We start from the raw sequence: 22,734 nt of genomic DNA, 5'->3' as shown, positions 1-22,734 counted from the left end.
CAAAAAGCGCAAACAAACGCGCGGTCAGCCTTGGCGCTGCTTGTGGCGCGGATCCGAGCTGCAGATCACGCGAACGACGCCTTTGCGCTTGATGATCTTGCAATTGCGGCAAATGCGCTTAACCGATGCCATCACTTTCATGATAATACCCTTTTTTCAAATCACTTCGCCCGGAACACGATCCGCGCACGAGACAGATCGTAAGGCGTCAATTCAACCGTGACCTTGTCGCCCGGCAGGATGCGGATGTAGTGCATCCGCATCTTCCCGGAGATATGCCCCAACACGACATGGCCGTTTTCCAGCTTCACGCGGAAGGTAGCATTCGGAAGGTTTTCAATCACCTCACCCTGCATCTGGATTACATCGTCTTTGGCCATAGTCCTGAATTAACGCATTGGGATGTTGCCGCCCTTGAAGTTTGCCTTCTTGAGCAGCGACTCATACTGTTGCGACATAACGTACGACTGCACCTGCGCCATGAAGTCCATCGTGACGACGACAATGATCAGCAGCGACGTTCCACCAAAATAAAACGGCACGTTCCAGCGCAGCACCAGGAATTCCGGCAGCAGACACACGAAGACGATGTAGATCGCACCAGCCAGCGTCAGACGCGTGAGGATGCGGTCGATGTATCGTGCGGTCTGATCGCCCGGACGAATACCCGGAACAAACGCCCCGCTCTTCTTCAGGTTGTCCGCGGTTTCCCTGCTGTTGAACACCAGTGCGGTGTAGAAGAAGCAGAAAAACACGATTGCCAGCGTGTACAGCAGCACATAGACCGGCTGACCCGGCTTCAGCGCCTCCGCGACGTTATGCAACGTGTTGGAGATCCAGCTCCCCGTCGGCTGACCCGTGCTGAACCAGCCGAGAATCGTGGCCGGAAACAGGATGATCGACGATGCGAAGATCGGCGGAATCACGCCCGACATGTTCAGCTTCAGCGGCAAGTGCGACGACTGTCCACCGTAGATCTTGTTGCCGACCTGGCGCTTCGCGTAGTTCACGAGGATCTTGCGCTGACCGCGTTCGATGAACACGACCAGGTAAGTCACCGCGGCAATCAGAACGACGATGATGATCGCCGAAATGATGCTCATCGAACCCGTACGCACCAGCTCGAACAGCCCACCGACGGCATTCGGGAACCCTGCTGCGATCCCGCCGAAGATGATGATCGAGATGCCGTTGCCCAGACCACGCTCGGTGATCTGCTCACCCAGCCACATCAGGAACATCGTGCCGGTTACCAACGTCACAACCGTCGTCAGTCGGAACAGCATGCCGGGGTCGATCACGAGGCCAGGCTGGTTTTCCAGCGCAGCCGCGATACCGAACGCCTGGAAGGTCGCGAGCACCACGGTGAAATACCGCGTGTACTGCGTGATCTTCCGTTGCCCTGCCTGCCCTTCCTTCTTCAGCGCCTCGAGCTGCGGCGAGACGATCGCCAGCAACTGCATGATGATCGACGCCGAGATGTACGGCATGATCCCCAGCGCAAAGATCGTGAAGCGGGAAAGCGCACCACCCGAGAACATGTTGAACATGCCCAGGATGCCGCCCGCCTGGCTCTGGAACAGCTTCGCCAGTTGATCCGGATCGATGCCCGGCACGGGGATGTGCGCGCCGATGCGATAGACGATCAGCGCCAGGAGCAGGAACATCGCTCGCCGACGCAGATCGCCGAATTTCGCCGTGCTTCGACCGGGTTTTGCAAGACTCGGGCTGTTAGCCAAGTACCTTCTCCGATGAATGCAAGTAACGACGCGCTACGCGTGTCACTCGGCGAACGAACCGCCAGCCGCTTCGATCGCAGCGCGCGCACCCTTGGTGGCACCGAGACCCTTCACGACGATCTTGCGCTTCAGTTCGCCCGTCGCGATGATCTTTGCGCTCTTCGTCAGCTCGCCGACCAGGCCGGCTTGCTTCAGTGCGAGCAGATCGATCTCATCGACCGGCAGCTTCTCGAGGTCGCCCAGGCGCACTTCACCGACGAATTCCTTCGTCAGCGACGTGAAACCGCGCTTCGGCAGACGACGTTGCAGCGGCATCTGACCGCCTTCGAAACCGACTTTGTGGAAGCCGCCCGAACGCGATTTCTGACCCTTGTGACCACGGCCAGCCGTCTTGCCGAGGCCCGAACCGATGCCACGGCCGACGCGACGCTTGGCGTGCTTGGCGCCAGCGGCCGGCTTCAGGTTATTCAATTCCATATCAACTCCTTGATCCGTAGGGCCGCTTACGCGATGACCTTAACGAGGTACGAGACCTTGTTGATCATGCCGCGGACCGCCGGCGTGTCCTGCAGCTCGCTAACCGAGTTGAGTCGGCGCAGGCCCAGGCCACGCACGGTCGCGCGGTGCGATTCGCGGGTCCCGATCAGGCTCTTAACGAGCTGAACCTTGACAGTTTTTTCAGACATGGTGACCACCCGGGCTTAGCCCAAAATATCTTCGACGGACTTGCCGCGCTTCGCCGCGATGTCTGCCGGGGTCGACTGCTTGCGCAGACCGTCCAGCGTGGCGCGAACGAGGTTGTACGGGTTCGTCGAACCGTGGCTCTTCGCCACGACGTTCTGAACGCCCATCACGTCGAACACTGCGCGCATCGGGCCGCCGGCGATCACGCCCGTACCTGCCTTCGCCGGAGCGAGGAGGACAGCGGATGCGCCATGCTTGCCGTGCACTTCGTGCTGCAGCGTGCCGTTCTTGAGGGGCACCTTGAACATGTTGCGGCGAGCTTGTTCCATTGCCTTCTGGACAGCGACCGGCACTTCCTTCGCCTTGCCCTTGCCCATACCGATGCGGCCATCGCCGTCGCCAACCACGGTCAGTGCGGCGAAGCCGAGAATACGGCCACCCTTCACGACCTTGGTCACGCGGTTGACCGAAATCATCTTTTCGCGAAGGCCGTCGTCGCGCTCGTCAGCCTGAACTTTCGCTTGCATCTTTGCCATGACGAATTCCTTCCTTAGAACTTGAGCCCAGCTTCGCGAGCTGCCTCAGCCAGCGCCTTGACGCGGCCATGGTAGCGGAAGCCCGAGCGGTCGAAGGCGACGGATTCGATGCCGGCGGCCTTTGCCTTCTCGGCAATACGCTTGCCGATCAGCGTCGCAGCATTAACGTTGCCACCCTTGCCCGACTTGTCGGCCAGTTCGGCGCGCACTTCTGCTTCGAGCGTCGACGCGCTGGCGAGCACCTTGGTGCCGCACGGCGAGAACACTTGAGCGTAGATGTGCGTGTTCGTGCGATGCACGGCGAGACGCGCGACCTGCAGCTCAGCGATCTTGATACGCGTCTGGCGAGCGCGGCGCAGGCGAGATTGAGTCTTATCCATGATTGCGCACCCTTACTTCTTCTTCGTTTCTTTGAGGATCACAACCTCGTCGGAATAGCGCACGCCCTTGCCCTTGTAGGGCTCCGGCGGACGGTAACCGCGAACTTCCGCAGCTACTTGACCGACTTGTTGCTTGTTGATCCCCTTGATCACGATTTCGGTTTGCGTCGGGGTTTCAGCCTTGACGCCTTCCGGCATCTGGTGCACCACCGGGTGCGAGAAACCCAGCGACAGGTTCAGCTTGTCGCCTTGCGCCTGCGCACGATAACCGACGCCAACCAGCGTCAGCTTGCGCTCGAAACCCTTGGTCACGCCTTGCACGGCATTCGCGATGATCGCGCGCATCGTGCCCGACAGTGCATTTGCTTCGCGGCTTTCGTCGACCGGCGACAGATTCAGCGTGCCGTCGTTGTTCGCCACGTTCACGAGCGGATTGATCGCTTGCGTGATGGTGCCCAGCGGGCCCTTGACGGTGATTGCACCGTCGGCCAGCTTGACTTCCGCGCCTTGCAGCGCGATCGGGCTTTTACCTACTCGAGACATGTTTCTCTCTCCTCGGCTTTAAGCGACGTAGCAGATGACTTCGCCGCCGACGCCGGTAGCGCGCGCCTTGCGATCAGTCATCACGCCCTTCGGCGTCGACACGATTGCCACGCCCAGGCCGTTCATGACCTGGGGAATGTCGTTGCGGCCGCGGTACACGCGCAGACCAGGCTTCGACACGCGCTCGAGGCGTTCGATGACCGGGCGACCTGCGTAGTACTTCAGCGCGATATTCAGTTCGGACTTCGCACCTTCCGCCTTGACGGCGAAATCGTCGATATAGCCTTCGTCCTTCAGGACTTGCGCGATTGCAACCTTGACCTTCGACGAGGGCATCGCGACCGATACCTTCTCGACCATCTGCGCGTTGCGGATGCGAGTCAGCATATCGGCGATAGGATCACTCATGCTCATTTACGTTTCTCCTATTACCAGCTCGCCTTGGTCAGGCCAGGAATCTCGCCACGGAATGCGATTTCACGAATCTTGTTACGCGCGAGGCCGAATTTACGGAACGTGCCACGCGGACGGCCCGTGATCGCGCAGCGGTTACGCTGGCGGGTCGGGTTTGCGTTGCGGGGCAGTTGCTGCAGCTCCAGGCGTGCTTCGTAGCGCTCTTCTTCCGACTTGCTTTGGTCTTCGACGATCGCCTTCAGCGCTTCGCGCTTTGCTGCGAACTTCGCGACCAGGCGGGCGCGCTTCTTTTCACGTTCGATCAGTGCCAGTTTAGCCACGGTAACCTCAGTTTCTGAACGGGAACTTGAAGCTGGCGAGCAGTGCCTTTGCTTCGTCGTCGGTCTTCGCAGTGGTCGTGATGCTGATGTTCAGCCCACGCAGTGCGTCGATCTTGTCGTAGTCGATTTCGGGGAAAATGATCTGCTCTTTCACACCGATGTTGTAGTTGCCACGGCCATCGAAAGCACGACCCGACACGCCGCGGAAGTCACGCACGCGGGGCAGGGCGACGGTCACGAAACGGTCGAGGAATTCGTACATCGCACGGCCGCGCAGCGTCACCATCGCGCCAATCGGATAGCCTTGGCGGATCTTGAAGCCTGCGATTGCCTTGCGTGCCTTCGTGACGACCGGCTTCTGGCCGGCGATCTTCGTGAGGTCGCCAACGGCGTTCTCGATGATCTTCTTGTCAGCGATCGCTTCGCCAAGACCCATGTTCAGCGTGATCTTGGTGATGCGCGGCACTTCCATGACCGACTTGTAACCGAACTTCTCGATCAGGCCGGGCACAACCTTTTCTTTGTAAAACTCTTGAAAACGAGCCATTTTTTACTCCGCTGCGTCAGGCGCTCAGTACGGCACCGGTCGTCTTCAGGAAGCGAACTTTCTTGCCTTCCTCGACCTTGATGCCAACACGCGACGCCTTGCCATTCGCGTCGACCAGTGCGACGTTCGAAATATGCAGGGGCATCGTCTTCGCTTCCACGCCGCCCGTCGTACCCTTCATCGGGTTCGGCTTCACATGCTTCTTGACGAGGTTGATACCTTCAACCGTCACATGTTCAGCACCGACAGCCAGCACGACGCCGCGCTTGCCCTTGTCCTTACCAGTGACGACGATAACTTCGTCACCTTTGCGAATCTTGTTCATCGCGACTCCTTACAGCACTTCCGGCGCCAGCGAAACGATCTTCATGAATCGTTCGCTACGCAGCTCACGCGTCACCGGCCCGAAAATGCGGGTGCCGATCGGCTCAAGCTTGTTATTCAAAAGCACAGCGGCGTTGCCGTCGAACTTGATCAGCGAGCCGTCTTGACGGCGAACACCCTTGGCGGTGCGGACCACCACGGCGTTGTAGATTTCGCCTTTCTTCACGCGCCCGCGCGGCGTTGCTTCTTTGACGGTCACCTTGATGATGTCGCCAATGCCGGCATAACGACGCTTCGAGCCGCCGAGCACCTTGATGCACATGACTTCACGCGCACCCGTGTTGTCGGCTACTTCGAGCCGAGATTCGGTCTGGATCATGGTTTGTCTTTCCCAACTTAATCCGGATGCACCACCATGATGCATTCGGTCAGTCTTGGTCCCGTCAGCCAATCGGCTGCTTGGGTTGGAACAGCAGCGACGGCAAACGAAACCCGCCATCGCAATTCGGTGAATCTTTCGGACAGGCTGGCGCCAGTCCGCTTCCCCCACCAACTTCGCCCGCGACGGGGCTCCCATAAAGAGGGAAGACCAGGATTATAACAAGTAATCCTGGTCACGCAAGCAAAAACTTTGCGATTTCAAGCACTTCGTGGAGAAGTGCCTGTTACTGCCTACTGCACGGACCCGCTTAGATCACGCGAGCCGCTTCGACGAGGCGCGACACCGTCCAGGCCTTCGTCTTCGAAACAGGACGGGTTTCCTGGATTTCGACGAGATCGCCTTCGTTGCAGGTGTTCGCTTCATCATGCGCGTGGTACTTCTTCGAGCGCACGACATACTTGCCGTAGATCGGGTGCTTGACGCGGTGCTCGATCAGCACGGTGACGGTCTTGTCCATCTTGTTGCTGACGACCCGACCGACCAGCGTCCGCTTCAGCGAGGTTTTCACGCTATCGTTCATTTCTGGTTCGCCTTCTGAGTCATGACGGTCCGCACACGTGCGATGTCGCGACGAACCTTCTTCAGCTGGCTCGTGTTCGTGAGCTGCTGGGTCGCGAGTTGCATGCGCAGGCCGAATTGCGCCTTCAGCAGGTCCGCCAGCTCCTTGTTGAGCGCGGCCTGGTCTTTCTGGAGAAGTTCGGAAGCCTTCATGTTTTCTCCTTAGGCGCCGAGCTGGCGCACGATGAATGCCGTCTTCAGCGGCAGCTTGGCTGCAGCCAGACGGAACGCTTCGCGTGCCAGTTCTTCGGTTACGCCGTCCATTTCATAGAGCATCTTGCCCGGCTGGATCTCTGCGACGTAGTACTCCGGGTTACCCTTACCGTTACCCATACGCACTTCGGCCGGCTTCTGCGAAATCGGCTTGTCCGGGAAGATCCGGATCCAGATACGACCGCCACGCTTGATGTGACGCGTCATTGCACGACGCGCCGCTTCAATTTGACGTGCGGTCAAACGACCGCGACCGATCGCCTTCAGGCCGAAATCACCGAACGACACTGCGTTGCCGCGCGTCGCCTTGCCGGTGTTACGACCCTTCTGCTCTTTACGATACTTTCTGCGTTTCGGTTGCAGCATCGTTATTCTCCAGTCTTGCCGTCTTCGGGCTTGCCGGCGCCACGGCGCGGTGCGCCACGGCGAGCACCCGGAGCGCCGCCTTCGCCATCACGGCGCGGACGACGGTCGCCCGGACGCGCATTGCGACGCGGACGCTTGTCTTCGGCTACTTCTTCGACCACCGGCGCATCGTTGCGGCCGAGCGTGTCGCCCTTGTATACCCAAACCTTGACACCGATGATGCCGTAGGTCGTCTTCGCTTCCGAAGTCGCGTAGTCGATATCGGCACGCAGCGTGTGAAGGGGCACGCGACCTTCGCGATACCACTCCGTACGAGCGATTTCGATACCGTTCAGACGGCCTGCGCTCATGATCTTGATGCCCTGGGCACCCAGACGCATCGCGTTCTGCATCGCACGCTTCATCGCGCGACGGAACATGATCCGGCGCTCGAGCTGTTGCGTGATCGAGTCAGCGATCAGTTGCGCATCGGTTTCCGGCTTGCGGATCTCTTCGATGTTGACGTGAACCGGCACGCCCATGCGGCGTTGCAGCTCCGTCTTCAGCTGTTCGATATCCTCGCCCTTCTTGCCGATGACGACGCCCGGACGCGAGCTGTAAATCGTGATGCGCGCGTTCTTTGCCGGACGCTCGATGACAACCCGACCGACCGAAGCGTTCTTCAGCTTCTTCTTCAGGTACTCACGAACACCGATGTCTTCCTGCAGCATCGCCGCGAAATTGTTGTTGTTCGCGTACCAACGCGAAGCCCAATTGCGGCTGACAGCCAGGCGGAAGCCAGTCGGATGAATTTTCTGTCCCATCGTATGGCTCCTTAATTCCCGACCGTCACAGTGATGTGACAGGATTGCTTCTCGATGCGGTTACCGCGGCCCTTGGCGCGCGCGGTGAAACGCTTGAGCGATGCAGCCTTGTCGACGTAGATGCTCTTGATCTTGAGCTCGTCGATATCAGCGCCTTCGTTGTGCTCCGCATTCGCGATTGCCGACAGCACAACCTTCTTCACGATGCCAGCCGCCTTCTTCGGCGAGAACGTCAGGACGTTCAGCGCCTTGTCGACCGGCAAACCGCGGATCTGGTCAGCCACAAGGCGCGTTTTTTGCGCCGAGATGCGGGCACCGCGATGAATTGCTTTCACTTCCATCTTGATTGCCCCTTATTTCTTGGCCTTCTTGTCGGCCGCGTGACCCTTGAACGTACGGGTCAGTGCGAACTCGCCAAGCTTGTGGCCGACCATGTTTTCCGAGATGTACACCGGAACGTGTTGACGGCCGTTGTGAACAGCGATCGTCAGGCCGATGAAATCCGGCAGAATCGTCGAGCGACGCGACCAGGTCTTGATCGGCTTTTTGTCGCGCGAAGCTGCAGCCGCCTCAACTTTCTTCAGCAAATGGGCGTCGCAGAACGGACCTTTTTTTACAGAACGTGCCATTGCCTACTCCTTAACGCTTGTGACGGCGCTGAACGATCATCGTCGTCGTGCGCTTGTTGCTGCGGGTGCGATAACCCTTAGCCGGCGTACCCCACGGGCTCACCGGGTCGCGACCTGCAGCCGTCTTGCCCTCACCACCACCGTGCGGGTGATCAACCGGGTTCATCGCAACGCCACGCACCGTCGGGCGGATACCGCGCCAGCGGTTCGCGCCAGCCTTGCCGATCTGGCGCAGGCTATGCTCTTCGTTGCCGACTTCACCGATCGTTGCACGGCACTCGATGTGCACGCGGCGGATTTCGCCCGAACGCAGACGAACCTGCGCGTAGACGCCTTCGCGTGCCAGCAGCATGGCCGACGTGCCAGCCGAACGCGCCATTTGCGCGCCCTTGCCCGGCAGCATCTCGATGCAGTGGATCGTCGTACCGACCGGAATGTTGCGGATCGGCAGCGTGTTGCCTGCACGGATCGGCGCTTCCGAACCCGACATCAGCTGTTGGCCGACGGTCAGGCCCTTCGGGGCGATGATGTAGCGACGCTCGCCGTCTGCGTAGAGCACCAGCGCGATGTTCGCGCTACGGTTCGGGTCGTACTCGAGACGCTCGACCTTTGCCGGGATGCCATCCTTCGTGCGACGGAAATCGACGATACGATAGTGCTGCTTGTGACCACCACCCTTGTGACGCGTGGTGATACGGCCGTTGTTGTTACGGCCGGCGGTCGAGCTCTGCGAGTCGAGCAGTGCCGCGAACGGCTTGCCCTGGTGCAGATTCTTGTTGACCACCTTGACCATCGCGCGGCGACCCGGCGAAGTCGGTTTAACTTTCACGATTGCCATGATTACTTGGCCTCCGCTTCAAAGTTGATTTCCTGGCCGGGCTTCAGGCAAACGTACGCCTTCTTCACGTCCTTGCGGCGACCCATCGAACGGCCGAAACGCTTTTGCTTGCCCTTCTGGACCAGCACGTTGACCGAATCAACTTCAACCTTGAACAGCAGCTCGACAGCCGCCTTCACTTCCTGCTTCGTGGCATCCGGTGCGACTTCGAACACGACTTGCTCGTTCTTGTCGGCAACCAGCGTCGCCTTTTCCGAGATCACCGGTGCGAGCAGGACCTGCATCAAACGATGATCGTTTTTGCGAATCTCGCTCATGACAGCAACTCCTCGATCTGGGCGACCGCAGCCTTCGTGACCAGCACTTTCTTGAAGTAGATCAGCGACAGCGGGTCAGCGTAGCGCGGCTCGACAATCGCCACGTGCGGCAGGTTGCGCGAAGCCAGGTACAGGTTCTCGTCGACCGTATCCGTAATGATCAGCACGGAGTCGAGACCCATGGTCTTGAATTTGTCAGCCAGCAGCTTGGTCTTCGGCGCTTCGAGGATGATGTCCTCGACGACCGACAGACGGCCTTCACGGGCCAGCTGCGAGAAGATCGAGCAGAGACCTGCGCGATGCATCTTCTTGTTGACCTTGTGCGAGAAGTTTTCTTCCGGCGAGTTCGGGAAGATGCGACCACCGCCACGCCACAGCGGGCTCGACGACATACCGGCACGAGCGCGGCCCGTACCCTTCTGACGCCACGGCTTCTTGGTGGTGTGCTTGACTTGCTCACGGTCCTTCTGTGCGCGGTTACCCTGGCGAGCATTCGCCTGGTACGCGACGACGACCTGGTGGATCAGCGCTTCGTTGTAGTCACGACCGAACACGACGTCCGACGCGTTGACCACTGCACCTTCCTGACCATTTTCGTTCAGGAGCTTGAGTTCCATTATTTCGCCCCCTTGGTCTTGACGGCCGGCGTCACGAAAACCTTGCCGCCCTTCGCGCCCGGAATCGCGCCCTTGACGAGCAGCAGCTTGCGCTCTGCGTCGATACGAGCGATTTCGAGGTTCTGCACCGTCACCGTAACGTCACCGAGGTGACCCGTCATGCGCTTACCCGGGAAAACACGACCCGGATCCTGCGCCATACCGATCGAGCCCGGCACGTTGTGCGAGCGCGAGTTACCGTGCGTGGCACGGCCGGAGGAGAAGTTGTAACGCTTGATCGTACCGGCGTAGCCCTTACCGATCGACACGCCTTGCACGTCGACCTTCTGGCCTACTTCGAAAAGATCGGCACCGACCACGGCGCCATTCGACAGCTCGGCTGCCTTGGCCGCGTCAATGCGGAATTCCTTGAGGATTTCACCGGCTTCGACACCGGCTTTGGCGAGATGACCTGCCAGCGGCTTCGTCACGCGCGATGCGCGGCGGGAGCCGAATGCAACCTGCACGGCCGTGTAGCCGTCGGTTTCAACAGTCTTGATCTGCGTCACGCGGTTGTCCGACACGTCCAGCACGGTGACGGGAATCGAATCCCCTTCAGCCGTGAAGATACGGGTCATGCCAACCTTGCGACCTACGAGTCCAAGGCTCATCATTTTCTCCATTCCCGACTGCGATTGGTCGGGGCTGATTTACAAAATGCCGGGCACGCAAGGCCCAACTTTTTTATGCGAATACGCGAAAAGCCAAGCATTATAGCCCGACTTCACGATTTCCGCAAGCAATCAAAGACTTAGCGCCACCCGACAAGCCGGTTGGCGCTGAAAGCCTTACTGCAGCTTGATTTCCACGTCGACGCCAGCCGGCAGATCGAGCTTCATCAGCGCGTCAACCGTCTTGTCGGTCGGATCGACGATGTCCATCAGGCGCTGGTGGGTACGGATTTCGAGCTGATCGCGCGACGTCTTGTTGACGTGCGGCGAACGCAGGATGTCAAAACGCTGGATGCGCGTCGGCAGCGGCACCGGGCCACGGACGATTGCACCAGTCCGCTTCGCGGTATCGACGATCTCGGCAGCCGATTGATCGATCAAACGGTAGTCGAAAGCCTTCAGGCGAATGCGGATTTTCTGTTGCTGCATGACGATTCCTTGAAAAGAGCGAGGCGATGTTGCATCGCCGGACACTAAAAGAACGCGAAACCTGTTGCCTGCGGGGAGCGAGGCGACACGTCCCGAACGGTACTTCCACTGCTAAGCCCGCGATTCTACACGAAAATTCGCAGTGGTGGTGGGCGTTTGTCAATACCGCGACGCACGCCACAAAGACAAAACCGGGTGCCAGATCAGACTGGACACCCGGTTTCGACGGTACAACTGCCTACCGTGGAATCGCGGACCCCGGAGGGATCCGCGGATCGTCGATATTACTCGATGATCTTGGCGACGACGCCGGCGCCGACGGTACGGCCACCTTCGCGGATTGCGAAGCGCAGACCTTCTTCCATCGCGATCGGAGCGATCAGCTTCACCGTGATCGACACGTTGTCGCCCGGCATCACCATTTCCTTGTCCTTCGGCAGCTCGATCGAGCCCGTCACGTCCGTCGTACGGAAGTAGAACTGCGGACGGTAGTTGTTGAAGAACGGCGTGTGACGGCCGCCTTCGTCCTTGCTCAGCACGTACACTTCAGCCGTGAAGTGCGTGTGCGGCGTGATCGAACCCGGCTTCGCCAGAACCTGGCCACGCTCCACGTCTTCACGCTTCGTGCCGCGCAGCAGGATACCGACGTTGTCGCCTGCCTGACCTTGGTCCAGCAGCTTGCGGAACATTTCAACGCCCGTGCAGGTCGTCTTCACCGTCGGCTTGATACCGACGATTTCGATTTCTTCGCCGACCTTCACGATGCCGCGCTCGACACGACCCGTCACCACCGTACCGCGGCCCGAGATCGAGAACACGTCTTCCACCGGCATCAGGAACGCGCCGTCAACTGCACGCTCCGGCGTCGGGATGTACGTGTCCAGTGCGTCTGCCAGGCTCATGATCGCCACTTCGCCCAGCTCGCCCGTGTCGCCTTCCAGCGCCAGCTTTGCCGAACCCTTCACGATCGGCGTGTCGTCGCCCGGGAAGTCGTACTTCGACAGGAGTTCGCGAACTTCCATCTCGACCAGCTCGAGCAGTTCAGCGTCGTCCACCATGTCGCACTTGTTCAGGAACACGATGATGTACGGAACGCCAACCTGACGCGCCAGCAGGATGTGCTCACGCGTTTGCGGCATCGGGCCGTCTGCTGCCGAGCAAACCAGGATCGCGCCGTCCATCTGCGCTGCGCCCGTGATCATGTTCTTCACATAGTCAGCGTGGCCCGGGCAGTCGACGTGTGCGTAGTGGCGGTTAGCCGTTTCGTACTCGACGTGTGCCGTGTTGATCGTGATGCCGCGCGCCTTTTCTTCCGGTGCCGCGTCGATCTGGTCGTAAGCCTTCGCTTCGCCGCCGAACTTCTTCGTCAGCACCGTCGTGATCGCTGCCGTCAGCGTCGTCTTGCCGTGGTCAACGTGACCGATCGTACCAACGTTCACGTGCGGCTTGGTCCGCTCGAATTTACCTTTTGCCATGATTCTCTTCTTTCAAAAATAATCGATTGTGATAGCGAATTACTTCGTCTTCGCGCTGATGATCGCTTCTGCAACGTTCTTCGGAGCTTCAGCGTAGTGCTTGAACTCCATCGTGTACGTTGCGCGACCCTGCGTCAGCGAACGCAGCGACGTCGAGTAGCCGAACATTTCCGACAGCGGCACTTCGGCGCGCACGATCTTGCCGCCGCCTACCATGTCATCCATGCCCTGGATGATGCCGCGACGACCCGACAGGTCACCCATCACGTTACCCATGAAGTCTTCCGGCGTTTCCACTTCCACGGCCATCATCGGCTCGAGCAGAACCGGATCCGCACGACGCATCGCTTCCTTGAACGCCATCGAACCGGCCATGCGGAACGCATTTTCGTTCGAGTCGACGTCGTGGTACGAACCGAACGTCAGCGTGACCTTCACGTCGACAACCGGGAAGCCTGCCAGCACGCCGCTCTTCAGCGTTTCCTGGATACCCTTGTCAACCGACGGGATGTATTCGCGCGGAATCACGCCGCCCTTGATCGCGTCGACGAACTCGTAGCCCTTGCCCAGTTCGCTGCGCTCGAGCGTAATGACCGCATGGCCATACTGACCACGACCACCCGACTGCTTGACGAACTTGCCTTCGACGTCCGCGGCCGACTTGCGAATGGTTTCGCGGTAGGCCACCTGCGGCTTGCCGACGGTTGCTTCCACGCCGAATTCACGCTTCATCCGGTCGACCAGAATTTCGAGGTGGAGCTCGCCCATGCCCGAAATGATGGTTTGACCCGACTCTTCGTCGGTCTGCACGCGGAACGACGGATCTTCCTGAGCGAGGCGGTTGAGCGCCAGGCCCATCTTCTCCTGGTCAGCCTTCGTCTTCGGCTCGACGGCCTGCGAAATCACCGGCTCCGGGAAAATCATGCGTTCGAGCACGATCGGATGTGCCGGATCGCACAACGTGTCGCCCGTGGTCGCTTCCTTCAGGCCGACCGCAGCAGCGATGTCGCCTGCGCGAACTTCCTTGATTTCTTCACGCTGGTTCGCGTGCATCTGCAGAATACGGCCGAGACGCTCTTTCTTGTCCTTGGTCGCATTGAGCAGCGTGTCACCCGAATTGACGACGCCCGAGTAGACGCGGAAGAAGATCAGCTGGCCGACGAACGGGTCGGTCATGATCTTGAACGCGAGTGCCGCGAACTTCTCGTCGTCGGACGCACGGCGCTCCGTCTTCTCGCCATTTTCGAGTTCACCCGTAACCGGCGGGATGTCGACCGGCGACGGCAGGAAATCGATCACGGCGTCGAGCATGCGCTGCACGCCCTTGTTCTTGAACGCGGTACCGCACAGCATCGGCTGAATTTCGCACGCGATCGTACGGTCACGCAGACCCTTCACGATCTCGGCTTCGGACAGCTCGCCCGCTTCGAGGTACTTGTTCATCAGGTCTTCGTTCGACTCGGCAGCCGCTTCGACCATCTTTTCGCGCCATTCGTTGCACGTGTCGACGAGTTCCGCCGGGATGTCCACGTAGTCGAACTTGGTACCTTGCGATGCCTCGTCCCAAATGATCGCCTTCATCTTGATCAGGTCGACGACACCCTTGAAACCTTCTTCCGCACCGATCGGCACCACGACCGGAACCGGGTTCGCCTTCAGGCGCAGACGGAGCTGGTCGTAGACCTTGAAGAAGTTCGCGCCGGTACGGTCCATCTTGTTGACGAACGCGAGACGGGGAACCTTGTACTTGTTCGCCTGGCGCCACACCGTTTCCGACTGCGGCTGCACGCCGCCCACTGCGCAGTACACCATGCACGCGCCGTCGAGCACGCGCATCGAGCGCTCCACTTCAATCGTGAAGTCGACGTGACCCGGGGTGTCGATGATGTTGATGCGGTGTTCCGGATAGTTGCCGCCCATGCCCTTCCAGAAGGCCGTGGTAGCAGCGGACGTGATCGTGATGCCACGCTCCTGTTCCTGCTCCATCCAGTCCATCGTGGCTGCGCCGTCGTGGACTTCACCGATCTTGTGGTTCACACCGGTGTAAAACAGAATGCGCTCGGTCGTCGTCGTTTTGCCGGCGTCGATGTGAGCGCTAATACCGATATTACGGTAGCGCTCGATAGGAGTCTTGCGAGCCACTTTGATCCTCTACTAGGATGACATGATGCAGCCCTGCTGCATCATGCTTCAACACAAACGGGCGAGGCGCCTGAAAAGCGCACCCGCCCGGAATTTATTTCCGCTAACAGCCCAGACAGGCGCTTAGAAACGGAAATGCGAGAACGCGCGGTTGGCTTCTGCCATGCGGTGAACTTCGTCGCGCTTCTTCATCGCGCCGCCACGGCCTTCGGCCGCTTCGGAGAGTTCACCTGCCAGGCGCAGAGCCATCGACTTCTCGCTGCGCTTCTTCGCAGCCTCGCGCAGCCAGCGCATCGCCAATGCCATACGACGCGACGGGCGCACTTCGACCGGAACCTGATAGTTGGCACCACCAACGCGGCGGCTCTTCACTTCGACCACCGGCTTCACGTTGTTGAGCGCAACCGTGAACACTTCCAGCGGGTCCTTGCCACCCTTGGTCTGGATTTGTTCGAATGCGCCATAAACGATGCGCTCTGCGACCGACTTCTTGCCGGACAGCATCAGCATGTTCATGAACTTGGCTACATCAACGTTGCCGAACTTCGGATCCGGCAACACTTCCCGCTTGGGGACTTCGCGACGACGCGGCATGATTCTTCCTTTACCTGTTCAGTTGGAGCTGTATCCAGCTCCGCGGCCACCAACAAACCCGATCACATCTTCACGACTAACCAGCTTGGCCGGGTGACCACTTACTCGACAGCACCGGCAATCCGGCACTCCCGCCTTGACCGCCCTTGGGCGATCCCTGATCAAAAACTGCTTACTTGGCAGCCTTTGCACGCTTCGCGCCGTACTTCGAGCGCGCTTGCTTACGGTCCTTGACGCCCTGGGTATCCAGCGAGCCGCGAACCATGTGGTAACGCACACCCGGCAAGTCCTTCACACGGCCGCCGCGGATCAGCACAACCGAGTGTTCCTGCAGGTTGTGGCCTTCACCGCCGATGTACGAAATCACTTCGAAGCCGTTCGTCAGACGAACCTTGGCGACCTTACGGAGTGCCGAGTTCGGCTTCTTCGGCGTCGTCGTGTACACACGGGTGCACACGCCGCGACGCTGGGGGCAGTCCTGCAGGGCCGGGCTCTTGCTCTTCGTCGTTTCCGACTGACGGCCTTTGCGAACCAGTTGGTTGATGGTTGGCATTGTTTATTCCTGAAATTGAACAAAATCTGCACATCGATTTCGGGCAAAGCGAGAATCGACGCACAGTTGACTTCCGACACCGGCGGGTTGGACACGAACGTTGGAACGCGACGCGGCCTGCCGAATACCGGAACCCAACATCATATTCCGGAAATACCAACTAAGTCAACGGCTTGCGTGATTTGACGCCCACAGGAGCGGTTTACCGGAAGGGTCGGAACACCTGTGTCATGCGGATTCGACGACGTCGATGATCTCGTCGCCGAAGCGTTCGAGCTTGCGCACGCCCATGCCGGGGATATGGCGCAGGTCCTCGATCGTCTCGGGCGCATTGCGCGCGATTTCGGCGAGTGTGGCGTCGTGGAAGATCACGTAGGCCGGCACGCCGTCGGACTTCGCGGTTTCCGCGCGCCACGCACGCAACGCATCCCAGCGGGCCCGCTCGCGCGCGCCCATGCCGGCCGTCGGGTCGACCCGCGTGCCGCTGCGGCTGGACGACTGGCGCGTGCGCTGCGGCTTCACGTAGCGGCGCAGCGTGACCTTCTCCTCGTTCTTCAGCACCGGCTTCGCGGCCTCGGTCAGCATGAGCGCGCCGAATCCGCCATGGTCGACCGCCAGATAGCCGTATGCGACGAGCTGCCGGAAAATCGCGCGCCATTCGGGCTCGGACAGCGCCGCGCCGATCCCGAACGTACTGAGCTGGTCATGACCGCGCTGCAGCACCTTCTCGGTGCGGCCGCCGCGCAGGATCTCGATCAGATGGCTCGAGCCGAAATTGAAGCCGCTCGCGCGCTGCGCGCGGAACACGCACGACAGCGCCATCTGCGCCTCGCGCGTCGCATCCCACGAATCGGGCGGCTCGAGGCAGGTGTCGCAGTTGCCGCACGGCTGGCTCGCCTCGCCGAAGTAGTTCAGCAATCGCACGCGCCGGCACGAGATCGTCTCGCACAGCCCGAGCAGCGCGTCGAGCTTCGACGTCTGGACGCGCTTGTGCGCGTCGTCCGCATCGGATTCGTCGATCATCTTGCGCTGCTGGACGACGTCGCCGAGGCCATACGCCATCCACGCGTTCGCCGGCATCCCGTCGCGGCCCGCACGGCCCGTTTCCTGGTAATAGCCTTCGACGCTCTTCGGCAAATCGAGGTGCGCGACGAAGCGCACGTCCGGCTTGTCGATGCCCATGCCGAACGCGATGGTCGCGCACATCACGACGCCTTCCTCGCGCTGGAACATTTCCTGGTGCTTCTGCCGCACCTCGAACTCCATCCCCGCGTGATACGGCAGCGCCCGCACGCCCTGCGCCTTCAGCCATTCGGCCGTTTCCTCGACCTTGCGGCGCGACAGGCAGTAGACGACGCCCGCGTCGGTCGTGCCGTCCGCGTTCGTATGCTCCGCGCGGATGAAGTCGAGCAGCTGCGCGCGCGCGTTGTCCTTCTCGACGATCCGGTAACGGATGTTCGGGCGATCGAAACTCGACACGAACACGCGCGCATCGTCGAGCGCGAGGCGATGGATGATCTCGTCGCGCGTGATCGCGTCGGCGGTGGCCGTCAGCGCGATACGCGGCACCGACGGGAAGCGCTCGTGCAACACCGACAGCTGAATGTATTCGGGACGGAAGTCGTGCCCCCACTGCGACACGCAGTGCGCCTCGTCGATCGCGAACAGGCCGATCCTCGCGCGTTCGAGCAGCTCGAGGAAGCGCCCCGTCATCAGCCGCTCGGGCGCCACGTACAGCAGATCGATCTCGCCTTCGCGCAGCGCGCGTTCGGTGGCCGCGGCTTCGGCGCCCGACAGCGTCGAGTTCAGATACGCCGCGCGCACGCCGACTTCGCTGAGCGCGGCGACCTGGTCCTGCATCAGCGCGATCAGCGGCGACACGACGATGCCCGCGCCCTGCCCCGCCTCGCGGCGCAGCAGCGCCGGAATCTGGTAGCACAGCGACTTGCCGCCGCCGGTCGGCATCAGCACGAGGCAATCGCCGCCGCCGGCGACGTGTTCGACGATTTCGCCCTGCTGGCCGCGAAATGCGGAATAACCAAATACTTCGTCGAGGATTTCGAGGGCGCGGGACATGAATGAGAACGAGGACGGCGGAACGATGACCGCAATTTTAACAACCCGCTCGCGCAGCGCGCGGCGAATCGTGAAACGTTGGCCATCGGACAGGGTTCGTGCGCGCGCATGACGGGCCTGCGCAACCGTGCGGCAAGCCCGTCATGAACGTGAACGACGGATAAAAAAAACCGCCCGGCGGACCGGGCGGCTTCGATGACAGCGAATACGGCAACGTAAGGCGGCTCGCGCCGCCCATGCTGCTTATTCGGCTGCCGGGTGTTGCGGCTCTTCCGCCGGCGTGCTCGGCGTACCGAAGTCGAATGCCTCTTCCGCAGCGATCTGGTCGAAACGCTCGCGGTCGGACATCTCCTTCGCCTTGCGCGCCTTGTGGAACGCGAGACCCGTACCGGCCGGGATCAGACGGCCGACGATCACGTTTTCCTTCAGGCCACGCAGATCGTCGCGCTTGCCCATGATCGCCGCTTCGGTCAGCACGCGGGTCGTTTCCTGGAACGATGCCGCCGAGATGAACGAGTCGGTCGACAGCGACGCCTTCGTGATACCGAGGAGCACGTTGTCGTACGAAGCCGGGCGCTTGTCCTCGGCGATCATGCGATCGTTCTCGTCCAGCATGTCGGAACGCTCGACCTGTTCGCCCGGGATGAAGCGCGTATCACCGTTGTCGGTGATCTGCACACGACGCAGCATCTGGCGAACGATCACCTCGATGTGCTTGTCGTTGATCTTCACGCCCTGCAGACGATACACGTCCTGCACTTCGTCGACGATGTAGCGCGACAGCGCCTCGATACCCTGCAGACGCAGGATGTCGTGCGGATCGGCCGGGCCGTCCACGATCATTTCGCCCTTGTTGACGACCTGAGCATCGTGGACCAGCACCTGCTTTTCCTTCGCGATCAGGAACTCGTGCTGATTGCCTTCGAGGTCCGTGATGACGAGACGCTGCTTGCCCTTCGTGTCCTTGCCGAACGACGTCGTACCGGTGACTTCCGCGAGAATGCCGGCATCCTTCGGCGAACGCGCTTCGAACAGTTCCGCCACCCGCGGCAGACCGCCGGTAATGTCACGCGTCTTCTGCGCTTCGGTCGGGATACGTGCGAGCACTTCACCCACCTGCACTTGCTGGCCGTCCTTCACGGTGATCAGTGCGCCGACCTGGAAGCCGATCTGCACCGCGTGTTCCGTGCCCGGGATCTTCACTTCCTCGCCGTTCGCGTCGAGCAGCTTCACCTGCGGACGCACGCTCTTCGAAGCTTGCGAACCACGACGCTTCACGTCGATCACGACCAGCGTCGACAGGCCGGTCACGTCGTCGATCTGCTTCGCGACGGTCACGCCTTCCTCGACGTTCTCGAACTTCACCGTACCACCGTACTCGGTGATGATCGGACGCGTCATCGGATCCCACGTCGCCAGCTGCGTGCCGGCCTTGATCGCCGCGCCGTCGAGCTGCAGCAGCGTCGCGCCGTACGGGATTTTGTGACGTTCGCGCTCGCGGCCGATATCGTCGGTGATCAGCGCCTCGCCCGAACGCGAAATGACGATCTGCTCGCCCTTCGCGTTGGTGACGTAACGCATCGTCGCCGTGAAGCGCACGATACCGTTGCTCTTCGCTTCGACCGACGACGCCACTGCCGCACGCGATGCCGCACCACCGATGTGGAACGTACGCATCGTCAGCTGCGTGCCCGGTTCGCCGATCGACTGTGCCGCGATCACGCCGACTGCTTCGCCGACGTTCACGAGCGAGCCGCGGCCCAGGTCACGGCCGTAGCAGGCCGCGCACAGACCGTAACGCGTTTCGCAGGTCAGCGGCGTGCGCACGCGCACTTCGTCGATGCCGAGGCGTTCGATTTCCTCGACCGCCGTTTCGTCGAGCAGCGTGCCCGATTCGTACAGCGTTTCCTGCGTTTCCGGGTTCACGACGTCCGCGACCGCGACGCGGCCGAGGATACGGTCGCGCAGTGCCTCGACGACTTCACCGCCTTCGACCAGCGCCTTCATCGCCACGCCGTTCGACGTGCCGCAATCGTCCTCGACCACCACCAGATCCTGCGTGACGTCGACGAGACGACGCGTCAGGTAACCCGAGTTCGCGGTCTTCAGTGCCGTATCAGCCAGACCCTTACGTGCACCGTGGGTCGAGATGAAGTACTGCAACACGTTCAGGCCTTCGCGGAAGTTCGCGGTAATCGGCGTCTCGATAATCGAGCCGTCCGGCTTCGCCATCAGGCCACGCATACCGGCCAGCTGACGAATCTGCACCGCCGAACCCCGGGCGCCCGAGTCGGCCATCATGTAGATCGAGTTGAACGACTCCTGGCGCGTCTCGTTGCCGTCGCGGTCCGTCACCGGCTCCGTCGACAGCTGCTCCATCATCGCCTTGCCGACCGCTTCCGACGTTGCCGACCAGATGTCGACCACGTTGTTGTAGCGTTCCTGCGCGGTGACGAGACCCGACATGTACTGGCGGTCGTACTCCTTCACCTTCTTCGCGGCGTCGCCGACGATCGTTTCCTTCTGCGGCGGCACGAGCATGTCGTCCACGCAGATCGAAATACCGGCACGCGTCGCGAGACGGAAACCCGACTGCATCAGCTGGTCGGCGAACACGACCGTCGCACGCAGACCGCACTTGCGGAATGCGGTGTTGATCAGGCGCGAGATTTCCTTCTTCTTCAGCGGCTTGTTCAGCACCGAGAACGGCAGGCCGTGCGGCAGGATCTCCGACAGGATCGCGCGACCGACGGTCGTCGCGTACAGCGAGATCTTCGGCACGAATTGCGGCGCGCCTTCCGACGTGTCCTCGTTGCGAACCATTTCGGTGATCCGCACGTTGACGCGCGACGCCAGCTCGACTTCCTTGTTCTCGTACGCGCGGATCACTTCCGACACGCCGGTGAACGACAGGCCTTCGCCCTTCGCGTTGATCGCTTCGCGGGTCGCGTAGTACAGACCCAGCACGATATCCTGCGACGGCACGATCGAAGGATCGCCGTTGGCCGGGAACAGCACGTTGTTCGACGCCAGCATCAGCGTACGCGCTTCCATCTGCGCTTCGAGCGACAGCGGCACGTGAACGGCCATCTGGTCACCGTCGAAGTCGGCGTTGAACGCCGCGCAGACGAGCGGGTGCAGCTGGATCGCCTTGCCTTCGATCAGCACGGGCTCGAACGCCTGGATACCGAGACGGTGCAGCGTCGGCGCACGGTTCAGCATCACCGGGTGCTCGCGGATCACCTCTTCGAGGATGTCCCACACCACCGGCGTCTGGTTCTCGACTTCCTTCTTCGCAGCCTTGATGGTCGTCGCGACGCCCATCACTTCCAGCTTGTTGAAGATGAACGGCTTGAACAGTTCGAGCGCCATCAGCTTCGGCAGACCGCACTGGTGCAGCTTCAGCGTCGGGCCCACCACGATGACCGAACGGCCCGAGTAGTCGACGCGCTTGCCCAGCAGGTTCTGACGGAAACGACCGCCCTTACCCTTGATCATGTCGGCGAGCGACTTCAGCGGACGCTTGTTCGCGCCCGTCATCGCCTTGCCGCGACGACCGTTGTCGAGCAGCGAGTCGACGGCTTCCTGCAGCATCCGCTTTTCGTTGCGGACGATGATTTCAGGCGCCTTCAGCTCGAGCAGACGCTTCAACCGGTTGTTACGGTTGATCACGCGGCGATACAGGTCATTCAGGTCCGACGTCGCGAAACGGCCGCCGTCCAGCGGCACGAGCGGACGCAGTTCCGGCGGCAGCACCGGCAGCACTTCGAGGATCATCCACTCGGGCTTGATGCCCGAGCGCTGGAATGCCTCGAGGACCTTCAGGCGCTTCGCATACTTCTTGATCTTCGCTTCCGAGCCGGTGTTCTTCAGCTCGGTGCGCAGCGTCTCGACCTGCTCGTCGATGTTGATTGCGCGCAGCAGTTCACGCACGCCTTCCGCGCCCATCTCGGCACGGAATTCGTCGCCGTATTCCTCGACCTTGTTGTAGTAATCCTCTTCGGTCATGATCTGCCGCGCCTTCAGCGGCGTCATGCCCGGTTCGATCACCACGTACGCTTCGAAATACAGCACGCGTTCGATGTCGCGCAGCGTCATGTCGAGCACCATGCCCAGACGCGACGGCAGCGACTTCAGGAACCAGATGTGCGCGACCGGCGAGGCCAGCTCGATGTGGCCCATGCGTTCGCGACGCACCTTCGCCAGCGTCACTTCGACGCCGCACTTCTCGCAGATCACGCCGCGGTGCTTCAGGCGCTTGTACTTGCCGCACAGGCACTCGTAGTCCTTGATCGGCCCGAAGATCTTCGCGCAGAACAGACCATCGCGTTCCGGCTTGAACGTGCGGTAGTTGATGGTCTCCGGCTTCTTCACTTCGCCGAACGACCACGAACGGATCTTGTCCGGCGAGGCCAGACCGATCTTGATCGCGTCGAAAACTTCTTCCTGTTGGACTTGCTTGAATAGATCGAGCAGAGCTTTCAT

Annotated in this window: 30 protein-coding genes; all 30 read right to left on the bottom strand. The window is 60.9% G+C overall.

What is annotated here, in order from left to right; all coding sequences use genetic code 11:
- Positions 1-24 precede the first annotated feature (24 nt).
- A complete protein-coding gene (gene rpmJ / locus BAMB_RS01495) occupies positions 25-141 on the bottom strand; it encodes a 50S ribosomal protein L36 (protein ID WP_004199844.1) in 117 nt (38 codons plus the stop codon).
- Between the two features lie 20 nt (positions 142-161).
- Entirely contained in the window at positions 162-380 is a 219-nt protein-coding gene (gene infA / locus BAMB_RS01490) for a translation initiation factor IF-1 (protein ID WP_004521905.1), read from the bottom strand.
- A 9-nt stretch (positions 381-389) separates the two neighbouring features.
- Positions 390-1,739: a preprotein translocase subunit SecY gene (gene secY, locus BAMB_RS01485; protein ID WP_011655761.1), complete on the bottom strand. Its 1,350-nt coding sequence runs from the start codon at positions 1,737-1,739 to the stop codon at positions 390-392.
- A gap of 42 nt (positions 1,740-1,781) precedes the next feature.
- Entirely contained in the window at positions 1,782-2,216 is a 435-nt protein-coding gene (rplO, locus tag BAMB_RS01480) for a 50S ribosomal protein L15 (RefSeq protein WP_006482880.1), read from the bottom strand.
- A 26-nt stretch (positions 2,217-2,242) separates the two neighbouring features.
- A complete protein-coding gene (rpmD, locus tag BAMB_RS01475) occupies positions 2,243-2,425 on the bottom strand; it encodes a 50S ribosomal protein L30 (RefSeq protein ID WP_006400644.1) in 183 nt (60 codons plus the stop codon).
- 15 nt (positions 2,426-2,440) lie between these two features.
- Positions 2,441-2,959 (bottom strand): 30S ribosomal protein S5, encoded by a 519-nt coding sequence (gene rpsE, locus BAMB_RS01470; RefSeq protein ID WP_006752931.1) that lies wholly within the window; start codon positions 2,957-2,959, stop codon positions 2,441-2,443.
- Positions 2,960-2,973: 14 nt separating this feature from the next.
- Positions 2,974-3,339: a 50S ribosomal protein L18 gene (gene rplR, locus BAMB_RS01465; RefSeq protein WP_006477183.1), complete on the bottom strand. Its 366-nt coding sequence runs from the start codon at positions 3,337-3,339 to the stop codon at positions 2,974-2,976.
- A 12-nt stretch (positions 3,340-3,351) separates the two neighbouring features.
- A complete protein-coding gene (gene rplF, locus BAMB_RS01460) occupies positions 3,352-3,882 on the bottom strand; it encodes a 50S ribosomal protein L6 (protein ID WP_006752930.1) in 531 nt (176 codons plus the stop codon).
- Positions 3,883-3,900: 18 nt separating this feature from the next.
- Complete coding sequence (gene rpsH / locus BAMB_RS01455) at positions 3,901-4,296, bottom strand: 30S ribosomal protein S8 (RefSeq protein WP_006477185.1); 396 nt, start codon at positions 4,294-4,296, stop codon at positions 3,901-3,903.
- 14 nt (positions 4,297-4,310) lie between these two features.
- Positions 4,311-4,616 (bottom strand): 30S ribosomal protein S14, encoded by a 306-nt coding sequence (gene rpsN / locus BAMB_RS01450; protein ID WP_006482884.1) that lies wholly within the window; start codon positions 4,614-4,616, stop codon positions 4,311-4,313.
- A 7-nt stretch (positions 4,617-4,623) separates the two neighbouring features.
- Positions 4,624-5,163 carry a 50S ribosomal protein L5 gene (gene rplE / locus BAMB_RS01445; protein WP_006482882.1) on the bottom strand — a complete coding sequence of 180 codons (540 nt, stop codon included), beginning with the start codon at positions 5,161-5,163 and terminating at the stop codon, positions 4,624-4,626.
- A gap of 16 nt (positions 5,164-5,179) precedes the next feature.
- Complete coding sequence (gene rplX / locus BAMB_RS01440; protein WP_006477187.1) at positions 5,180-5,488, bottom strand: 50S ribosomal protein L24; 309 nt, start codon at positions 5,486-5,488, stop codon at positions 5,180-5,182.
- 9 nt (positions 5,489-5,497) lie between these two features.
- Entirely contained in the window at positions 5,498-5,866 is a 369-nt protein-coding gene (gene rplN / locus BAMB_RS01435) for a 50S ribosomal protein L14 (protein ID WP_006752929.1), read from the bottom strand.
- Between the two features lie 310 nt (positions 5,867-6,176).
- A complete protein-coding gene (gene rpsQ / locus BAMB_RS01430; protein WP_006752928.1) occupies positions 6,177-6,449 on the bottom strand; it encodes a 30S ribosomal protein S17 in 273 nt (90 codons plus the stop codon).
- A complete protein-coding gene (gene rpmC, locus BAMB_RS01425) occupies positions 6,446-6,640 on the bottom strand; it encodes a 50S ribosomal protein L29 (RefSeq protein ID WP_006400652.1) in 195 nt (64 codons plus the stop codon). The genes rpsQ and rpmC overlap by 4 nt, the downstream gene beginning before the upstream one ends.
- A gap of 9 nt (positions 6,641-6,649) precedes the next feature.
- Positions 6,650-7,066 carry a 50S ribosomal protein L16 gene (rplP, locus tag BAMB_RS01420; protein ID WP_006752927.1) on the bottom strand — a complete coding sequence of 139 codons (417 nt, stop codon included), beginning with the start codon at positions 7,064-7,066 and terminating at the stop codon, positions 6,650-6,652.
- Between the two features lie 2 nt (positions 7,067-7,068).
- On the bottom strand, positions 7,069-7,869 hold the full coding sequence (rpsC, locus tag BAMB_RS01415; protein ID WP_006482899.1) for a 30S ribosomal protein S3: 801 nt from the start codon (positions 7,867-7,869) through the stop codon (positions 7,069-7,071).
- 11 nt (positions 7,870-7,880) lie between these two features.
- The gene (gene rplV, locus BAMB_RS01410) at positions 7,881-8,210 is read right to left on the bottom strand and encodes a 50S ribosomal protein L22 (RefSeq protein WP_004199272.1); all 330 of its coding nucleotides are present in this window, start codon (positions 8,208-8,210) and stop codon (positions 7,881-7,883) included.
- Positions 8,211-8,222: 12 nt separating this feature from the next.
- Entirely contained in the window at positions 8,223-8,498 is a 276-nt protein-coding gene (rpsS, locus tag BAMB_RS01405) for a 30S ribosomal protein S19 (RefSeq protein WP_004199273.1), read from the bottom strand.
- A gap of 10 nt (positions 8,499-8,508) precedes the next feature.
- Positions 8,509-9,336, bottom strand: a complete 828-nt coding sequence (gene rplB / locus BAMB_RS01400) for a 50S ribosomal protein L2 (protein WP_006482900.1) — start codon at positions 9,334-9,336, stop codon at positions 8,509-8,511.
- A 2-nt stretch (positions 9,337-9,338) separates the two neighbouring features.
- Positions 9,339-9,653 carry a 50S ribosomal protein L23 gene (gene rplW, locus BAMB_RS01395; RefSeq protein ID WP_004199275.1) on the bottom strand — a complete coding sequence of 105 codons (315 nt, stop codon included), beginning with the start codon at positions 9,651-9,653 and terminating at the stop codon, positions 9,339-9,341.
- Positions 9,650-10,270, bottom strand: coding sequence for a 50S ribosomal protein L4 (gene rplD, locus BAMB_RS01390; RefSeq protein ID WP_006477192.1), 621 nt, complete (start codon positions 10,268-10,270; stop codon positions 9,650-9,652). The genes rplW and rplD overlap by 4 nt, the downstream gene beginning before the upstream one ends.
- A complete protein-coding gene (rplC, locus tag BAMB_RS01385) occupies positions 10,270-10,920 on the bottom strand; it encodes a 50S ribosomal protein L3 (protein ID WP_006752926.1) in 651 nt (216 codons plus the stop codon). Before rplC ends, rplD begins: the two co-directional genes overlap by 1 nt.
- Before the next feature lie 177 nt (positions 10,921-11,097).
- Positions 11,098-11,409: a 30S ribosomal protein S10 gene (gene rpsJ, locus BAMB_RS01380; RefSeq protein WP_004199280.1), complete on the bottom strand. Its 312-nt coding sequence runs from the start codon at positions 11,407-11,409 to the stop codon at positions 11,098-11,100.
- A gap of 284 nt (positions 11,410-11,693) precedes the next feature.
- Positions 11,694-12,884: an elongation factor Tu gene (gene tuf / locus BAMB_RS01375; RefSeq protein ID WP_011350666.1), complete on the bottom strand. Its 1,191-nt coding sequence runs from the start codon at positions 12,882-12,884 to the stop codon at positions 11,694-11,696.
- 39 nt (positions 12,885-12,923) lie between these two features.
- Positions 12,924-15,026 carry an elongation factor G gene (gene fusA / locus BAMB_RS01370; protein WP_011655759.1) on the bottom strand — a complete coding sequence of 701 codons (2,103 nt, stop codon included), beginning with the start codon at positions 15,024-15,026 and terminating at the stop codon, positions 12,924-12,926.
- Positions 15,027-15,149: 123 nt separating this feature from the next.
- Positions 15,150-15,620 (bottom strand): 30S ribosomal protein S7, encoded by a 471-nt coding sequence (gene rpsG, locus BAMB_RS01365; RefSeq protein ID WP_006477195.1) that lies wholly within the window; start codon positions 15,618-15,620, stop codon positions 15,150-15,152.
- Between the two features lie 172 nt (positions 15,621-15,792).
- Entirely contained in the window at positions 15,793-16,173 is a 381-nt protein-coding gene (gene rpsL, locus BAMB_RS01360; RefSeq protein ID WP_006400662.1) for a 30S ribosomal protein S12, read from the bottom strand.
- A 228-nt stretch (positions 16,174-16,401) separates the two neighbouring features.
- Positions 16,402-18,249 carry a DNA helicase RecQ gene (gene recQ, locus BAMB_RS01355; RefSeq protein ID WP_011655758.1) on the bottom strand — a complete coding sequence of 616 codons (1,848 nt, stop codon included), beginning with the start codon at positions 18,247-18,249 and terminating at the stop codon, positions 16,402-16,404.
- Positions 18,250-18,492: 243 nt separating this feature from the next.
- On the bottom strand, positions 18,493-22,734 hold the full coding sequence (gene rpoC, locus BAMB_RS01350; protein ID WP_006753596.1) for a DNA-directed RNA polymerase subunit beta': 4,242 nt from the start codon (positions 22,732-22,734) through the stop codon (positions 18,493-18,495).

Source organism: Burkholderia ambifaria AMMD (assembly GCF_000203915.1).
GTDB classification, from domain to species: Bacteria; Pseudomonadota; Gammaproteobacteria; order Burkholderiales; family Burkholderiaceae; genus Burkholderia; species Burkholderia ambifaria.
Note: the sequence above shows the minus strand (reverse complement) of the source record. Positions and strands in the feature narration are given on the sequence as shown.

Excerpts from the sequence above, each read along its gene's own strand:
- rplP (WP_006752927.1), bottom strand. The coding sequence starts at position 7,066 with ATGCTGCAACCGAAACGCAGAAAGTATCGTAAAGAGCAGAAGGGTCGT.
- rpsL (WP_006400662.1), bottom strand. The coding sequence starts at position 16,173 with ATGCCAACCATCAACCAACTGGTTCGCAAAGGCCGTCAGTCGGAAACG.
- rpsC (WP_006482899.1), bottom strand. The coding sequence starts at position 7,869 with ATGGGACAGAAAATTCATCCGACTGGCTTCCGCCTGGCTGTCAGCCGC.
- rplC (WP_006752926.1), bottom strand. The coding sequence starts at position 10,920 with ATGAGCCTTGGACTCGTAGGTCGCAAGGTTGGCATGACCCGTATCTTC.
- rpsG (WP_006477195.1), bottom strand. The coding sequence starts at position 15,620 with ATGCCGCGTCGTCGCGAAGTCCCCAAGCGGGAAGTGTTGCCGGATCCG.
- rpmD (WP_006400644.1), bottom strand. The coding sequence starts at position 2,425 with ATGTCTGAAAAAACTGTCAAGGTTCAGCTCGTTAAGAGCCTGATCGGG.
- rplB (WP_006482900.1), bottom strand. The coding sequence starts at position 9,336 with ATGGCAATCGTGAAAGTTAAACCGACTTCGCCGGGTCGCCGCGCGATG.
- rplX (WP_006477187.1), bottom strand. The coding sequence starts at position 5,488 with ATGAACAAGATTCGCAAAGGTGACGAAGTTATCGTCGTCACTGGTAAG.
- rplE (WP_006482882.1), bottom strand. The coding sequence starts at position 5,163 with ATGGCTCGTTTTCAAGAGTTTTACAAAGAAAAGGTTGTGCCCGGCCTG.
- rpmC (WP_006400652.1), bottom strand. The coding sequence starts at position 6,640 with ATGAAGGCTTCCGAACTTCTCCAGAAAGACCAGGCCGCGCTCAACAAG.
- rplW (WP_004199275.1), bottom strand. The coding sequence starts at position 9,653 with ATGAGCGAGATTCGCAAAAACGATCATCGTTTGATGCAGGTCCTGCTC.
- rplF (WP_006752930.1), bottom strand. The coding sequence starts at position 3,882 with ATGTCTCGAGTAGGTAAAAGCCCGATCGCGCTGCAAGGCGCGGAAGTC.
- recQ (WP_011655758.1), bottom strand. The coding sequence starts at position 18,249 with ATGTCCCGCGCCCTCGAAATCCTCGACGAAGTATTTGGTTATTCCGCA.
- rpsJ (WP_004199280.1), bottom strand. The coding sequence starts at position 11,409 with ATGCAGCAACAGAAAATCCGCATTCGCCTGAAGGCTTTCGACTACCGT.
- rpsE (WP_006752931.1), bottom strand. The coding sequence starts at position 2,959 with ATGGCAAAGATGCAAGCGAAAGTTCAGGCTGACGAGCGCGACGACGGC.
- infA (WP_004521905.1), bottom strand. The coding sequence starts at position 380 with ATGGCCAAAGACGATGTAATCCAGATGCAGGGTGAGGTGATTGAAAAC.
- rpsQ (WP_006752928.1), bottom strand. The coding sequence starts at position 6,449 with ATGAACGATAGCGTGAAAACCTCGCTGAAGCGGACGCTGGTCGGTCGG.
- rpmJ (WP_004199844.1), bottom strand. The coding sequence starts at position 141 with ATGAAAGTGATGGCATCGGTTAAGCGCATTTGCCGCAATTGCAAGATC.
- rplN (WP_006752929.1), bottom strand. The coding sequence starts at position 5,866 with ATGATCCAGACCGAATCTCGGCTCGAAGTAGCCGACAACACGGGTGCG.
- rplD (WP_006477192.1), bottom strand. The coding sequence starts at position 10,270 with ATGGAACTCAAGCTCCTGAACGAAAATGGTCAGGAAGGTGCAGTGGTC.
- tuf (WP_011350666.1), bottom strand. The coding sequence starts at position 12,884 with ATGGCAAAAGGTAAATTCGAGCGGACCAAGCCGCACGTGAACGTTGGT.
- rpsS (WP_004199273.1), bottom strand. The coding sequence starts at position 8,498 with ATGGCACGTTCTGTAAAAAAAGGTCCGTTCTGCGACGCCCATTTGCTG.
- rpoC (WP_006753596.1), bottom strand. The coding sequence starts at position 22,734 with ATGAAAGCTCTGCTCGATCTATTCAAGCAAGTCCAACAGGAAGAAGTT.
- rplV (WP_004199272.1), bottom strand. The coding sequence starts at position 8,210 with ATGGAAGTGAAAGCAATTCATCGCGGTGCCCGCATCTCGGCGCAAAAA.
- rpsH (WP_006477185.1), bottom strand. The coding sequence starts at position 4,296 with ATGAGCATGAGTGATCCTATCGCCGATATGCTGACTCGCATCCGCAAC.
- rplR (WP_006477183.1), bottom strand. The coding sequence starts at position 3,339 with ATGGATAAGACTCAATCTCGCCTGCGCCGCGCTCGCCAGACGCGTATC.
- rplO (WP_006482880.1), bottom strand. The coding sequence starts at position 2,216 with ATGGAATTGAATAACCTGAAGCCGGCCGCTGGCGCCAAGCACGCCAAG.